The following is a 15,975-nucleotide window of genomic DNA, read 5'->3' as shown; positions in this document are numbered from 1 at the left end:
CCCTGATCCGCTACGCCAGCTCCGTGATCTGCGGCGATTCCAAGCGGCTCCAGTCCCTCGAGGGCCGCCTGTTACCCCTGCTCAGCGAAATCACCGGCCACGCTTCCTTCGAGGACTTCGGCATTCTCCCCAAGCCCCGCTCCGTTACCTTCCAAGGCCCGCTGCTCCTTGCACGTGGGGAGGCCCTGCTCGACTTCTCCGCTTTTCCCGCTCCGCACACTCTCTCCGCCGCGAATCTTCCCGGTGCCTCGCTCCACACCAGCGCCCCGCTCTGCCTCACCGTGGAGAACGAGGATGTCTTCCTCGAACTCGCGAAGCGCAATCCCGGCGTTCTCTTGGTCCTCACCAGTTTTCCCGGCTCCGCCACGCTGCAATTCCTTTCCCTCCTGCCCGCCGCTCTGCCTTTCCATCATTTCGGCGATACCGATCCCGCAGGCTTCGATATTCTCCGCGATCTCCGCGCGAAGACCGGGCGCGAGGTCCGGCCCTTCCTGATGGACTTTCGCCCTTCGGAGTCAGCACCGCTGCTGAGCCCCGAAGAACTCCTGATCTTGGAGCGCCTCACGGGCGCCAATGAACTTCAAAGAGCTCCATCACCAGCTCGACGCCATCCGGCGCGGAAACCGGAAAGGGGACTTCGAACAGGAGTCCATCCCTGTCGTGGAAGTGATCGCTGCCCTCCGCACTCTCATCTCCGAATCGACCCGCTGACGCGCTTGCACGAAAGGTCCGCTCCATCTACGTCGTTTCATCTGCCAACGATGATTGATCTGTCAAAAAGCATTCTCCTGCTTGCCCTCGCCGGGCTGTCCTCTGCGGAACCCGCGAACCGCTATCTCGCTTACCCTCAGGTCTCGAATCGTAGCGAGGGCCTTGCTTGGCCCAAGGGGCAGGCCATCCCGACCTTCGCCACCCCGGCCCCGGTTCAGGACACGATCATGATCCAGGACCTCTCGAAGGACGAGCAGATCACCTTCTCCGCCCTCCAAGGCCGCGTGAACCGCAAGCAGCCCCGCCTCTTCCTCGCCAACCGCCGTTCCGAGGAAGGCCCCTTCACCTGGCTGGAGACCGCCGGCCTCGACCGGAAAATGTTCGCGCCACAGACAAAACATGACCTTTTGGCGAAATACGCCGCCGAGATCGACGGCGTCGTCCTCTACAATCCCGACCTCAGCCCTCACTACCGCAATCTCGCCGGAACCCTCGCTCCGCAGCTCAATGCGATCCCTGTCACCCCGGCGATCTATGAAGAGATCAAGAAGGCGGGCATCGATCTCAAGGTCCTCGAAGACCTGACCAAACTCACGCTGACCACGCCGCTAGAGATCTACGGCCACATGCTGGAGCACTACTGGCCCAAGTCGGAGAAGCGCATCATCCTCAGTTCCAAGCCTCACGACGAGCGGGGTGGGGGAGATTATCACCACACTCGCGACATCGCCGCCGCCACGGGCGCCGCTGTCGTCTGGCTCGATACCCGCGTCCCGGAGGAGCGGGACCTGCTCCGCAGGTTCTTCGCCGGCATGAAGGCCGGAGACGCCATCGCCCTCGGCTGGTACGCCACCGAACGAACCGGCATCACCACCGCGTCCGAATTCGGTATCGGCACCATGCCCTCCGACCACTTCATGAATGCCAGCGTCCTCGCCGGCACCGATCACAAGATCAAGATCCCCGCCGTCCCCAAGAAGCCCGCGCTACAAAACAAGGTCTATGTCGCCATCTTCATCAGCGATGGAGACAACATCCAATACAACCAGCACGCCATGCGGCGGAACTGGGACCGCATCTCCGGCGATCGCGGCAAAGTTCCGCTGAACTGGACCATCGCTCCCGGCCTCGTGGACATCGCGCCGGTGATCATGAACTACTACTACGGCAGTGCCACGCCGCAGGACTGCTTCGTCACCGGACCCTCCGGCATGGGCTACCTCATGCCGACGAACACGCTCATCGAACCCGGTGCTCCGCTGGGCGAGTCCTTGAAGGATCCGGCGATGATGGATGGCTACACCCGCATGACGGAGACCTATCTCCAGCGCTCCGGTCTGCGTGTCGTCACCATCTGGGACGACGCTTCTTCACCCTTGCGTGCCGCCTATGAGCGCAATTGCCGCAACCTCTACGGAGCCACGGTCCAGAATTTCAAGGACCAGCCCTCCGTCGCCGGTAGCGTCGAGAACGACCGCGTGCCCTTCGACAAACTCCAGATCCCCTACACCGGCTCCTACGAGCACATCGTCGGCTCGCTTTCCCGTAACATCCGCCACTGGGATGGGGCTGCGCCCTTGTTCCTCTCCTATCAAGTCGATGTCTGGGGCCAGATGCGTGCGAACCGTGTTATCGAACTCCGCGATCAGATGGAGCGGGAGTTCCCCGGCAAGGTCGAGTTCGTCCGCGCCGACCACTACTTCAACCTCCACAACGAAGCGAAGGGTCTCGCTCACAACCTTTCGATGTCACCCGACACCAAGGGGCCGGAGGAACTCCTCGATGGCACCGCGGCGACGCTTTGGACCGCGGATTCTCCCGGCGAGCAGACCGCCCAATTCGATCTCGGCATGAATCGGCAGCTCAAGCGTGTCGTCATCCGTCACGCGGGTGACAGCGGCATGGATCCCTCGCTTAACACTCGCAGCCTTGTCTTGGAATCCAGTACGGACGGACAGGAATGGAAGCAACTGGCCGCCCACGAAGATAACCGGGACAACGTGTCCGACCTCGATCTTGAACCCAAGGATGCAAAGCACCTTCGCATCCGCATCAGCAATCCGGGCAGCGATTCCATCGCCCGCATCGCGGACGTGGAAATCTTCGGAAGCAAGCCCTGATCACTCCGCGACCTTCACCTGGCGGAAGACCCAGATGCTGGCGAGGCTGATGGTGATTGCCAGGAGGCCGAGTCGGTTGAAGTGCTGCATCTCTCCTCCGCTGCCTTTCACCACGATCGCGCTGCCGATCGCCGCGGTCACCCCGGAGGAAAGATCCCGCGCGCAAGAGACCAAGCTCATGTAGGCACCTCGCCGCGCGGATGGAACCGCGAGGGAGATCATCGCCTGCGCAGGAATGAAGCGCCCGCTGGCGAAGATGAAGAAGATCGCCGAATTGAGCAAGATGTGCCAGAGCGGCAGCGGTCCGGAGGTCGAGATGTGGAAGATGATCAGGCAGGCGAAGGCAATCAGGATGGTAAACATCCGGAAGCGTCCGTGCTGGTCCGCGAGCTTTCCGACCAGCGGTCCGGTGAAGATCGTGACCACGCCTCCCACCAGATAAACGAGGAAGAGGTGATTCTCGGCGAGGCCGACATTTCCGACGAGATACGGCGAAAGGTAAGGGATGACCATGAAGTGTCCCATCACGCAAACCATCATCAGTGCGATGCCGGTCCATGCGTTGCGGTTCTTCAACAAGCTTAGGAAATCCTTCCGGTGATCCGTTCCCTCACGGTTGAGATGCCCTCTTACCGGTGGGAGCATGATGATGAGGGCGACCCACACGAGACTGGCCACCGCGGCGATCACGAGGAAGGGAGCTTCCCATTTCCACCACTGTGCCAGCTTCAGCCCCAAGGGCACGCCGAGTGCCGCCGCCACGGAGAAGGCGGTCATGATGATGCCCATGCCTCGCGCCCTACGCTCTGCCGGAACCACATCGCCGACGATCGTGAGGAGGGTGGCGCTACTGATGCCGCCAAAGGCGCCGCACATCGCACGCGAGATCATCAACATGTCCGGCGTGGTGGAGAGTCCGCAGGCCAGCGTGCCCAAGGTGAAGCCCGCGTAGCACACGAGCAGCAGTTTCTTCCGATCAAAGCGATCCGCGAAGGGAGACATCGCCAAGCCTGCCACGCCGGCGGTGATGGCGAATGCCGAGATGATGTGACCGAACTGTGCCGCAGTGATGTTCAGCTCGCGCATGAGCTGAGGGCCCAGCGGCATGATCACCATGAAATCCATGATGTGGGTGAACTGCACGCAGGCGAGCAGCAGCAAGAGGGTGCGTTCGGAGACGCCTCGGCCGGATTCCATGGTTCAAGCGCTCGTTTGAGCGCGCCGCCTCCGTCGCACCGAACCGGCCCATGCGCAAGCCCTGCCCGTAATTCGTCCGCGTGGTGAGGTGATCAGGACGTCGTTGATGGGAAAACGCCCCTTCATCGAAGAAACCAGTTGAAAATCAAACTGGCGGACCGGGAGGGATTCGAACCCTCGATACCCTTTTGAGGTATGCACCTTTAGCAAAGGTGTGCTTTCGACCACTCAGCCACCGATCCTCGGAGTTTGCGTCGCGCGGGGGGAGGCTGCACACAGCCGGAGAGTTTCGTCAACTATCCCGCGGAGGAATCTTGCCAGTTTTTCGCAGGCTTGAATTCGGCAGGGAAGCCATGGCGCTATGAAGGCATGCGCTTGCTCCTCCTGCCCGTCCTTTGCCTACTCTCCTCCTGCTCGCTGTTCGAGGACGAGAAGAAAGAAGAACCGAAGGAGACTACCCGGCCAAAGCTCGTCGGCAGAGTCGCCTCCACGCCTTCCGGAGCGGATTTCGTCCTGATCGAAGCTTACGGGGCTTGGAAAGTTCCGGACGGGGGATTGCTGTCGGGGATTGGTAGTGAAGGACGTACCGCGAATCTGGCGGTGACGGGGGAGAAGTCGGGACAATTTTTAGCGGCAGATATTCGTTCAGGAGTAGCGAAGGTCGGGGATTCAGTATATTATCGCCCCGTAGCAGGATCGGAGGAGGCCGTGGCCACCGATGAGCCTGCAACAACGGGGGCTCCCCCGCCACAGCTTGAAACGCCAAAAGCAGTGGAAGAGGACCCTGCAAGCCCATGAATTTCAAAAAGATCGCCGCAAATCCCGAGTGTTAGGCGATAAATTTGAAATTTGGTCTTGCTTACAGTCCAGCATCCTTGTTAGGTTCTCCCTCGCAAAGGCTGTGCTCCCTTACATGTCCCGAAAGATGAATACTACAACCAGCCATGAAACTGAGCACCTCGGGCGCCGCAAGCGCCTCATTGCATGCCGATGCAGATCGCCTCGCTGACTTCGTCCTGTTCACGCAGCGCAGCTGTATCCTGAACCTGTCAAACGAACTCAACAAAGGCAACGTGTCGTTCCCCCAGTTCTTCCTCCTCGCCTACCTTTCTAGCGAAGAATATCTGACCATGTCGGATATCGCTAAGAAGATGGGACACTCGACCGCCGCGGCCACTGGCCTCGTCGATCGTTTGGAAAAGCTCGGGTACGTCGAGCGCGTCCACGCCGCGGAGGATCGCCGCAAGATCATGGTTCGCATCACCAATAAGGGTGTGGACCTGGTCGGTAAAATGCGGAAGGAAATCGCCGCGGACCTCGCAGGAATTCTGTCCGAAATGGACGAAGACCAGGCAGAGGCCGTCGAGCACACGAAGCGTGCCATTCGGGCGCGCGCTATCGCGTGAGCGACGAGGCCGCCGATATACCCCTAGGCGGATCGATCGCGCCTCCGTCACGGTTTGTGCCCGTGACGGGGGCGCTCTCTTTTCTTGATCCGATCAACCGGCTCGCGGGTTTCCGCGCGGGCTGGATCGGTCGTATCGAAGGGGTCGAAACCACGACCGACCGGGAGGAAACCCTGGCCCGGTTGCGCCCGTTGCACGAGGCCGCGGTGAAGCGGGACTTCGGAGCCGAGCGCTGGTGGCGCGCGGAGCAGGTTCACGGGAAGGGCGTCGCCCTAGTCCCGGGAGCGGACACCATTCTTTCAGGAGATGGATTGCCGGTGGTTCCGGGAGTCGATGGCCTGGTCACCCTGCAGCCCGGGGAAGTCTTGGGTATTTATGTGGCCGACTGCGGCGCCATCTGGCTAGCCGATCGCGGCACGGGAGCGGTCGGACTACTGCATTCAGGCAAGAAAGGCTCGGAGCTCGGGATTCTCGCAGAGGGTATCGGCCTGATGACGAAGAACTTCGGCACCCGTCCTGAGAATGTGGTGGTGGTCCTCGGTCCCTGCATCCGTCCCCCACATTATGAAATCGATTTCGCCGCGGAGATCGCCTGCCAGGCCGAGCAGGCCGGAGTGGGGGAGTTCCATGATCAGGGCGAGAACACCGCCTGCGATTTGCGGGAGCATTACAGCTACCGGATCGAAAAAGGCTGCACGGGCCGCATGCTGGCGCTCATTGTCCGCGAGGCATGAGCGAAGCACTGGTGATCGAGGCCCCGGCGAAACTGAACCTGTCCCTGCGGGTGGTGCGGAGGCGCGAGGACGGCTTCCATGATATCGATTCGCTGATGGTTCGCCTGCCAGGGCTTTGCGACCGGCTCACGATTTCAGCGTCGCAGGAGGATCGTTTCACCTGCGATGACCCCACGGTGCCGGCGGATGGCTCGAATCTCGTGCTGAAGGCGCGGGATGCTTACCGCACCGCCAGCGGCGTCTCGACTCCGCTCGCCATCCATTTGGAGAAGCGGGTCCCTCATGGCGCCGGCCTTGGCGGGGGGAGCAGCGATGCTGCGGCCACCCTGCGAGCGATGGATCGGCTCCATGGTGATGCGCTGGGGACGGAGCGATTGATGGAGATCTCCGCCACCTTGGGTTCGGACATTCCTTTCTTCCTCGGTCCGCCCGCGGCACGTGCCACGGGGCGGGGCGAGAAGATTGAGGCTGCGGAAGTGCCGCCGTTCCTGCATGTGCTTCTGCTCAAGCCCTCCTTCGGCGTGGCGACGCCGGATGCCTACAAGCGCTGGCTGGAGTCGAAGGAGCTGCCGGGTATCTCTTACGGGCCGCAGGTTTTCCCTTGGGGGGAGCTGGTCAATGACCTCGAGCGACCGGTTTTCCAGAAACATCTCTTCCTCGCGGAGATGAAGGCATGGTTGCTGGCATGTGCCGGTGTGTCGGGTGCCCTGATGAGCGGCTCCGGTTCGACCATGTTCGCGGTGTTGGAGGATCCGGTCGCGGCTCCGGGAATCGCCGGGGCAGCAAGGGAAGAGCTGGACCCGACCCTTTGGTCCTGGGACGGCGTGATCGGCAGTTGAGAGAGCGGGAGACGGGCTCTAACGTGCCGGGCATGACCTTCCTCCGTGTCCTCGCGGCCCTGTTGATCATCGGGACGGCCTTCGCGCAGAAGAAGCCGAAGGCCCTGCCTCCCCCGGCGGACGTGGCGAAGAATCTGGAGACGCTGCAGAGCTTGGTCCCCGCGATTCAGAATGCGGAGAAGGATCTCGCCGCCCTGCGGGATGAATTGGCGAAGGCGACGACAGAAGAGGCGAAGAAGGAGATCACCACGCGGGTGGATGCGCAGCGCGAGCGGGTGCAGCAGTTGCGGGCGAACTTCCGGATCGTGGCCAGCGGGGTGGAGGAGAAGGCCTATCTGAGCGCCGCGGAGGAGGAGGCGAGCTTCGACAATGAGTTCAAGGATCTGCTCAAGCCGCTCTTCAACGGCCTGCGCGAAGCCACGTCCAAACCGCGGGAGATGGAGGAGCTGCGCTCCGAACTGCGGGTCTGGGTGGAACGCGAGAAGGTGTCCCGTGCGGCTCTGGGCCGAACGAGCACGGCGCTGGATGCGGCGGATGATCCCAACGTGAAGAAGGAGCTGGAAAGCACGCGCAAGCTATGGGCCAGCCGGGTGGATGAGGCGACCAGCGAAACCGAGACGCTGACCCGCCAGATCGAGGAGCGGGAGAAGAACACGCCCTCGGCATGGGAGGCGATCTCGGGGATCTTCACCGACTTCTGGCGCAGCCGGGGGCTGAACCTGCTGATGGCTTTCGGCATCGCGATCGGTGTCTACATCGCCACCCGCCGGATTTACCGGGCTGTGCGCCGCTACAGCCCGATCCACCGCAAGCGCGGGAACGGGCTGGTGGCGCGTTCGACCGATCTGATCGTGGCTGGAGCCGCGGTGGTGCTGGCGGTGATCGCGGCCACGCTGGTCTTCTACCTGAAGGGCGACTGGTTGATGCTCGCAATCACGATCATCTTCGTGATCGGCATCCTCTGGGCCTCGAAGCACGCGCTGCCGCCTTACATCGAGCAGATCAAGGTGATCCTCAACTTGGGCTCGGTGCGCCAGGGCGAGCGGCTGATCCACGAGGGAATCCCGTGGCGGGTGGATACGCTGAACATGTACTGCGACTTTAGTAATCCCGACCTGACCGGCGGGACCATGCGTCTGCCGGTGAAGGATGTGCTGCCGTTGCACTCCCGGCCCTCGGAACCGAAAGAGCCGTGGTTTCCCAGCAAGGAGAACGATTGGGTGAGACTGGACGACGGCTGCTTCGGCAAGGTCATCCAGCAGACGCCGGAGCAGGTGGTGATCTTGCGGCTGGGCGGAAGCTTGAAGACCTATCCCACCGCGGACTTTCTGGAGCAATGCCCGGAGAATCTTTCGCGCGGCTTCCGGATCAGCAGTACCTTCGGGATCGGCTACGGTCATCGCGCCGCCGCCACGGAGGAGATACCGAAGATCCTCCAGGAAGCCGTGCATCGGCATCTGGTGGAAGTGTTGGGGCGGGAGTTCGTGAAGTCGGTGAAGGTGGAGTTCAAGGCCGCGGCAGCGAGTTCGCTGGACTACGCCATCCTGGCGGACTTTAACGGTGAGGCGGCGCAGCGCTACGCGGCCTTGGAGCGCATGATCCAGACTGCTTGCGTGAATGCCTGCAACGAGCAGGAGTGGGACATTCCCTTCCCGCAGATGGTGGTGCATCAGGCGGTTTCCTAAGGAGAGAGAAGATTCAGCGGGCCACACGCAGGCGGTAGAAGCGGCGGCCGGGTGGCGGTGCGGGATCGGTGACGGCGAGCCAGCCATCGATTCCCGGCTGTAGTGTGGATTGCGAGGAATCGAAGAGCACCGCTGCATTGATCCAGTTGCCCGGATCACTGGTCGCTTCCACGCGATAGACGATGTCGAACAAGGAGGGATCGTAACGGAAGCGGAAGGTGAAGCTTGAGCTGGCGCGCTCAAGCCGCGGTAGCTCCACCGGGCCACTGCCCGCCCCCAGTGCGTATCGCAGGAGATTCGATACCCCGTCTCCGAAAGGCGCGGCGTTCTCCCCCGAGATGGCCGGATTGAGAAGATCTGTCGGAGAGAAGACTCCGGCCTGCCAAGCGGCGAAATGGGTTGGCTCCCCGTCCAAGCGGACCTCCAGAATCTCCGCCGCGATCAGGCCTTCGCCGAGATTTACCGTGATGGGAACACGCGTGAGCATGGCCGCGGGAAGGAGTGACCAGGTGCGACCACCGAAGACATGCGGTCCTGCGGCATCTGCCCGATAGACCTGGGGTGCGGGATCGATCAAAGCACTCTTCCAGTTGCTGCCCGGCGGGAGCAGGAGCCCACCTTGGAACCTCTGGCGGGGGCTGGGTGCCGCGACATCGAGGTAAAGATCGAGGCTGGCTAGAGGAACGGTGATGGATCCTGCCACCAAGGTGCCGTTCCCTGCATTTGCCGCTTGGGAGAAGTCCGGAGAGCCTGTGCGCGAGAAGACTGCGGACAGGTGAAGTCCTCCGATAGAGTCGGCGCGCAGGATCTCGTTCTCCAATTGCACGGAGCCACTGCCTGTTAGGTCTCCTCCGCGACCGCTGCCCGTGAGAACGGCGGCTGATGCGAGGTTGACCGCGCTGCCGATCCTGCCGCTGAGGGCCAGCGTGCCGTTGTCGAGTTGCACCGGGGCGAGGTAGGCGGGGCTATGGGCGGAAAGCTTGAGCACTCCGCCGCCGCTCTTCACCCAGCCGAAACTGCCGGATAGCGTGCCGCTGAGTTCGAGCTGGTTGCCACTGCCATCGACATGCAGGTCGCTCGGTCCTTGGATGACGATCGGGTTGGTCACCACCGCACGGTTTTCGCCATTGCCCGGATCGTAGCGCAGCGCGCCCAGCACGCCCATGCCGGCACCCTCGGTCACACCGCTACGGCCCATGCTGTTCAGGTAAAGCGGGCCGCCGAAGCTGTAGATGCGCGGTTCCGTGACAAGCCCGCCGGAGCTCAAGCGGAGTTGACCGCCGGGCTGCACCGTGACCGAGGAACTCTCGGTCATGGCGGCGGGTTCGGTGACTTGCAGCACTCCTTGGCTGATGATTGTGGGACCTTCCCAGGCCTTGCCTGCTCCTGTTAGGGAAGCCTCGCCGGGGCCGGTCTTGGTCAGGCCACCGGATCCGCTCCAGATGGTCCTCATCCGCAGCGCGCCGAATTCCTCGCTGCCTAGCGTGTTGTTGACCTCGACGGTGAGCGGGGATTCCAAGACGCACTCGGATACCAGCTCGAACTCGGCCCAGCCGGTGCCTGTGCCGTTCACGCGGATCATGCTGTCGCCCTGGGTCGATTGGAAGTAGAGCGGATTCGAGACATTCTGGGCCCGGACGCGATTGCGGAACGTGGTCGCACCTTGCTCGAAGGTGATCTCGCCCACGCGCACCGGGCCGGTGAGATCGACGTTGCGATCCCCGCTAACCGGGGCGGGAGCCATGATCCGGGCGCGGGCGCCGGCGCTGTTCGGGAAGGGCGGATTGGTCCAGTTGCCATTCGCATTCCACGCCGCGGTGCCGCCGGGAGTGAATTGCGAAACCGGCACCGTGGGTTGGAAGGCAGCTTCTAACAGGGCGCTCCAAGTTCCGTCGGAGAGTCGCGCGCGGGCCTTTACCGTGGCTGCTCCGGACAGCGCGAAGGGGCTGCTGTAGAGCGTGCTGCCACCCGCTGGATTCCCGCTTGTGGCATCGCGGGGATCGGCTCCGTTCACCGTGTAGTAGATGTCGCCTTGGCTGGCGGTGATCGCCAACGTCTGGCCCGGTGGGAGAATGCCTCCGTGCTGGCTGAAGACGGGTGCATCGATCGCGGGGTACAGCCCGTTTGCCCTGAGTTCTTGGATTAGTCCCCGGCTGTCGCTGCTGCTATTGATGATCGGCAGGTGATAGTTCACCGTGTGATCGCGCTCGACCAGCCACGAGCCTTCGCGGGTGAAGAAGTTTCCGCCCGGTGCGCCTAGGTTTGGCGCGGGAGGATAGGCGTCGGCTTCGACGTTGTTGAGGGGCACCGGTTGCTCGATGGTGCTGCCGTAGGGTGTCTTGTCCGCGGTGTCGCCCCAGCGCGCGGACTCCGCCACGATGGCCTTGTCGATCTGCGCGGCGATCGAGAGGTAGCGGCTCTGGCTGTTCGCAAGGCTGATGGCGCCGCCGTCGAAGAGGTGCTTCTTCACCCTGTCCGCGAAGAGGAGGCGGAACGCGGGATTCAGGCGCAGGCGCTGGAAGAGCGTGCCCGGGGTCAGATTGCCGTCGTTGCGGTTGTAGCGGTTCCACGAAAACTTGTTCAGTGCGATCTCCTGATCCCAGACGCTGAAGCGGATCTTGCCGTCTCCGCTGACGTTGTTCACCGCGGCATAGCCGTTGTGGTGAGGCCAGTCCTCCGCATCCGCGTAGAAGTGGAGGATCATGTAGTCGGCAAAGTTCTCCACATCCAGATAGGGCAAGATCGCCTGATAGCCGGCGGGCGTGGAGATGCTCGCCGAGTTCGCGATCGTCATCATCTGGCTCCAGCGCGGGCCACCGGTGGCGAAGTCCGAGTTCACTTCCCAATCCTCCGTCTCGCCTCCGAGATGCTCGGCGTAGAAGTCGTTCTCCAAGCGTTCTGTTAGATCGTGTAGGCCGAAGTAGAGGCCGTTTACATAAAGGTGCACGTAGCGCCCGTAGCTGGTCGGCTGGCCCATGTCGCCGAAACTGCGCTTCATCCACACATCGCGCATGTACTGGGCATCGTTCGGCCGGTAGCGCGGTGCATCCCAGCTCACCAATCCCCAGCTATCGCTGAAGCAGGCTCGCAGGACCAGCTTGTTGAACTTGTCGACCGGCGAGTTCGGGAACAGGGGATACTCCAGCTTCGGAATACCCACGGATGAGCTAAAGGTGAGGCGGAGGGAATGCTTCTGCATCCGGGCGGGACGGCGGCTGGCATTGCCTTGGATCTCCACCTTGCAGTCGGCTTGGAAGCCTTCGGTTCCGTCCACCGGCAGATACTCCACCGAGCATTCCTTTTCCACGCGGTTCAGCGGGCTGGCGTAGATCCCGCCCGGCGGTTCGATGAAGTCCGCCAGCGGCATGTTGACTGAGACGCTGGGAATGTCTAACAGCGCCTCGCGGATGCTATAGCCGGGGAGCGTGCTATTCACGACCCGCGGGTCCATCTCGTAATCGGAGGGCACGATGGCGCCGGCATCCGAGCTGTAGCCCCAGTTGCTCGGCCAGCCCGGTGGATTTGCAGGCTGCTGGGCGACGGCATTCACGAACACATAGCTGTGCGTTTGCACGGGAGGCGTGAACCAACCGCTGCGATAGGCGACGGCTCGCACCTTGCTGGTGGTGGTGATCGGAATGTTCCCGCCGGTGTAGACTGTTCCCGCCGTGGCCGAGGGCTTCGAGCCGTCGATGGTGTAGCGGATCTGAGCCTGCGGTGTCGGACTGGTCAGGGTGAGATTGAAGGGGGTATCGTGGAAACCGCGGCCGACCGAGAAGACCGGGGGCATCACCACGCCTGCATAGCCGCTGCCATTCGCGGCTCCCGGGGTGGGCGGGGAGAAGAAGCGGAGTGCTCCGCTGGTGGGATTGCGGCCATAGGAGATGTCCGCGAACTGAGCGGGGAAGCCGGGTGACAGTTGGTCATCGATGGATCCGTCCGGGCGGCTCAGCGCGAGATACTCGCCACCTGCCGCCAGCGAGAAGTTCGTGTGCAGATGGCCCAGTGCATCCGGACTCCCGTTTCCCGAGGCGAAGACAACGAGATAGCCATTCGCGGGCAGGCTGACCGCGGGGAACACCCACTTCCCCGGCTCCAGCGAGCTATCGGTGAGGCGGTAGCCGGCGAGGTTCACTGCCTGCGGATTCGGGTTGTAGATTTCGACCCAGTCGGAGCGGTCGCCATTGCCGTCGTCGATGCCGGTTTCGTTGCTCGCGAGCACTTCATTGATGCGCAGCGGCAGCGGGGTGGGGGGCTGGCTGGCGGGGTTGTTCGGATTCGTGTTCGCGAGGATCTCGAAGGAGTCGTCGAAGCCGTCGCCATCGCTGTCGCTCAGCTTGGGATTGGTGAGATACTGGAGCACTTCCTCGCCATCGCTCAGGCCATCGCCATCGCTATTCGCGCTGAGCGGATTCGTGAAGCTGGTCTTCACCTCGTAGCCGTCGTCCAGCCCGTCGGCGTCGCTATCGGGATCGAGCGGTAGGGTGCCGGCTTGCAGTTCCTCCAGATGAGTCAGTCCATCGTTGTCGGGGTTACCGGTGGCGGTCTCATCCAGGTCTTGGAAGTGCAGCAGTTCCCAATCATCACCGAGCCCGTCGTTGTCGCTGTCATCCTCGACCTGGAGGACGAATGTTTTCTCATACCACGCGGCGTTCGCGTCGGTGGAGCGCAAGCGTATGGAGAGGGTGTCGCCACCTTCGTATTCGGCCAGTTGGCGGTCCACCACGAGGCGGTTCCCTTCGATGGTGAAGTCAGCGTTGTTAACCGCGCCCTCTCCTGCCACCAGCGTGTAGGTGAAGGTATCGCCCGGGGTCGGGTCGGTGCTGGTCAACTGCCCGACCGTGACTCCTTCCGAGGCCGTGCGCGCGACCGTGCTGCCGGAGAGCTGGATGTCCGTGGGACCGCTGGGCAGGGTCAGCGCGCGGAGCTCGAAGCCGTTCACCGCGAAGAGCTGGACATGCGGTCCGGCGGCATTCGAGGACGGCGTGTATCGTATCAAGACGTCCTGCCCGGCCTGCGCGATCAGGTTGAGGTTCACCGTCGAAGGCAGCGTCGCCGGATCCTGGTTGCCGCTTCCGGTGTAGGTTTGCACCGATGCGGGATTGCCGCCCGCGGTGCTGTCCGTCCCTTGGAACGGCCCCTGCACCGGTCCGTAGCTCGCGCCGCCATTGGTCGAAATCTCCACCCCGAAGCTCGTGTGCACATGTTCCGTGTCGTGGTGGTAAGAGCGGTAGGAATAGGGACCGGTGGGTAAACCCGTGAGGCGGAAGACCATCCGCGTGGGCAGGCCGGTGCTGCCGCTGTAGTTGCCATTGCCTCCCTCGCCGGTCCGGGTATCGATGCCGATGAAGTCGGTGAGGAGGTCGACCTTCTGGCCGCTCCAGTTCGCATCGTTCGATGCGGGCCGGTCGATCATCTGCTGGACCCGGTTTAGCGACGTGTCCGGCCAGGCGACCTTGAGGGACACCGTGGTATCGAAGGCGCTGTAGGAACGGGCAGCCTGAAAGTCCGTCGCCACCTCGTGCCCCGCATTGTAGGGCTGGTAGCCGCTCTGGTTGTGCGGCCCGCCTTCCTGGTTGGTCGAGTTAAAGTCGATCAACAGGTCCGCAGCAGCGAGCGGACCCGTGGATAGCAGGGGGCAGAGCACGATGGACCATGCCGCCGAGCGGAGAAACGCGAGCATCGAGGGTTGGGCTTGGGTTTTCAGGGCTGCGCCTCGACGGCAGCAGCCCTAATCCAAACCCTTACCAGCTTCGCCGCTCGCGGCAAGCTGGAATCTGTCTGACAACTTCAGCCTTTTCCCATCCTCACGCGTGATGCAGCAGGATCGAGTTCGCGGCGAAGTGGTCGGAAAGAATGTCGGAGACGATCACCAGTGGCGTGCCCTGCTTCACCAAATCGGCTTGGCGGAGCATCTCGATCGCACGCTGGATGGTCTCGTCGATGGTCGCCGCAAAGGGCAGGCGAAAGGCCTCGATGTTACGGGTCAGCGCGAGCTGGCGGCAAACGCGGTCCTTCGGGGTGAAGGCATAGAAGCCATTCGTGCGCGGGCGGAGCATGGCGGTGTGGTTTGCCATCACGCCGCGGCGGGTCAGCACGATCAGGCGGGCATCCGGCAGCGAGTCCACCAGCGTGCAGGCCGCACGGGCCGCCTTCTGGCGCTCATCCCGCAGCAGCACGCACTGGCCGAAGCCGAGGCCGCCGGTGCGCTCGATGCGCATGCTGATCTTCACCAGCGCTTCCACGCAGCGTAGCGGGTGCAGGCCCACGCTGGTTTCTCCGGAGAGCATCAGACAGTCGGCCTCTTCGTAAGCGGCGTTGGCCACGTCCGTTACCTCCGCGCGGGTCGGCGTCGGGTTCTGGATCATGGATTCCAGAAGCTGGGTGGCCACGATCACGCGCTTGCCCAGCTCGTGGCAACGCTTCACCAGACGGCGCTGGAGGATCGGCAGCTCCTCGAAATCCACCTCGGTGCCGAGGTCGCCGCGGGCCACCATGATCACGTCCGTGGCTTGGATGATGGAGTCGATGTTCCGGATCGCTTCCTGGTCCTCGATCTTCGAGACAATCTGCGCGCCGCCTTCCAGCGCTTCCACCGCCTCGCGCAATTCGCGCACATGGGCGGCATCCCGGACGAAAGATCCGGCGATGTAGTCGGCATCGCATTCCACCGCCAACGCAAGATCGACGCGGTCCTTCTCCGTCAGGGCGGGCAAGTTCAGGCGCGTGCCCGGAAGATTGATGTGGCGGCGGGAGCCCATCTTGCCCGCCGTCTTCACCTCGCAGATGATGCGGTCGTCCTTCCGCGTTTTGATCTGCATTAGCATGGTGCCGTTATCGACCACCAGCGTCCGGCCTTCCGCCACGTCGTCCATCAGGCCGTCGTAGTTGACCGTGGTGGAGAGCGGGATCGAAGCCTCGGCGGTGGACTTCCGGAACTCCACTAGATCCCCGATCTTCAGTTCGTAGGGCTTCTCGAGGTCGCCGGTGCGGATCGAGGGACCGGTGAGGTCGAAGAGCACCGCCACATGCTGCGAACGCTCCGCGGCCGCCCGGCGCACGCGGCGCGCCATCTCGCGCGCCCAATCGTGCTTCGCGTGGCTCATGTTCAGCCGGAACACGTTGGTTCCCAAATCGATGAGCTGGCCGATGATTTCTTCCGACTCCGTCGCGGGGCCGAGGGTGATGATGATCTTGGTTCTGCGAGACATGGAGCGCGGGGAGTCTGGCGGCGACTCCCGGGGGAGTCGAGCGGCGAGACGTGCATGTTTCGTGCCGGATCT

9 protein-coding genes and 1 tRNA gene are annotated in these 15,975 nt (G+C 62.9%); 6 read left to right on the top strand and 4 right to left on the bottom strand.

What is annotated here, in order from left to right:
• Window positions 1-23 precede the first annotated feature (23 nt).
• Window positions 24-2,831, top strand: a complete 2,808-nt coding sequence (locus OJ996_RS17335) for a discoidin domain-containing protein (RefSeq protein ID WP_264514899.1) — start codon at window positions 24-26, stop codon at window positions 2,829-2,831.
• Here OJ996_RS17335 and OJ996_RS17330 read toward each other — a convergent pair whose 3' ends face one another.
• Complete coding sequence (locus OJ996_RS17330; protein WP_264514898.1) at window positions 2,832-4,028, bottom strand: MFS transporter; 1,197 nt, start codon at window positions 4,026-4,028, stop codon at window positions 2,832-2,834. It abuts the gene before it with no gap.
• Between the two features lie 151 nt (window positions 4,029-4,179).
• A tRNA-Ser gene (locus OJ996_RS17325) sits at window positions 4,180-4,270 on the bottom strand.
• Between the two features lie 127 nt (window positions 4,271-4,397).
• On the opposite strand from OJ996_RS17325, the gene OJ996_RS17320 reads away from it, so the two are divergent.
• The 5 genes from OJ996_RS17320 (at window position 4,398) to OJ996_RS17300 (ending at window position 8,692) form a co-directional block, all read left to right on the top strand.
• The gene (locus OJ996_RS17320) at window positions 4,398-4,826 is read left to right on the top strand and encodes a hypothetical protein (protein ID WP_264514897.1); all 429 of its coding nucleotides are present in this window, start codon (window positions 4,398-4,400) and stop codon (window positions 4,824-4,826) included.
• A 146-nt stretch (window positions 4,827-4,972) separates the two neighbouring features.
• Entirely contained in the window at window positions 4,973-5,434 is a 462-nt protein-coding gene (locus OJ996_RS17315; protein WP_264514896.1) for a MarR family winged helix-turn-helix transcriptional regulator, read from the top strand.
• The gene (locus OJ996_RS17310) at window positions 5,431-6,168 is read left to right on the top strand and encodes a laccase domain-containing protein (protein WP_264514895.1); all 738 of its coding nucleotides are present in this window, start codon (window positions 5,431-5,433) and stop codon (window positions 6,166-6,168) included. The genes OJ996_RS17315 and OJ996_RS17310 overlap by 4 nt, the downstream gene beginning before the upstream one ends.
• A complete protein-coding gene (ispE, locus tag OJ996_RS17305; RefSeq protein WP_264514894.1) occupies window positions 6,165-7,007 on the top strand; it encodes a 4-(cytidine 5'-diphospho)-2-C-methyl-D-erythritol kinase in 843 nt (280 codons plus the stop codon). Before OJ996_RS17310 ends, ispE begins: the two co-directional genes overlap by 4 nt.
• Window positions 7,008-7,039: 32 nt before the next feature.
• Window positions 7,040-8,692, top strand: a complete 1,653-nt coding sequence (locus tag OJ996_RS17300; RefSeq protein WP_264514893.1) for a hypothetical protein — start codon at window positions 7,040-7,042, stop codon at window positions 8,690-8,692.
• Between the two features lie 13 nt (window positions 8,693-8,705).
• On the opposite strand, the gene OJ996_RS17295 is transcribed toward OJ996_RS17300, so the two are convergent.
• The gene (locus tag OJ996_RS17295) at window positions 8,706-14,375 is read right to left on the bottom strand and encodes an FN3 associated domain-containing protein (protein ID WP_264514892.1); all 5,670 of its coding nucleotides are present in this window, start codon (window positions 14,373-14,375) and stop codon (window positions 8,706-8,708) included.
• Window positions 14,376-14,499: 124 nt separating this feature from the next.
• Window positions 14,500-15,903, bottom strand: coding sequence for a pyruvate kinase (gene pyk / locus OJ996_RS17290; protein WP_264514891.1), 1,404 nt, complete (start codon window positions 15,901-15,903; stop codon window positions 14,500-14,502).
• Window positions 15,904-15,975 lie beyond the last annotated feature (72 nt).

Origin of the sequence: Luteolibacter rhizosphaerae, from assembly GCF_025950095.1 — a bacterium.
In the GTDB taxonomy this organism is placed as follows: domain Bacteria; phylum Verrucomicrobiota; class Verrucomicrobiia; order Verrucomicrobiales; family Akkermansiaceae; genus Haloferula; species Haloferula rhizosphaerae.
The sequence above is the reverse complement of the archived record's forward strand: the minus strand, read 5'-3'. Positions and strand labels throughout refer to the sequence as shown.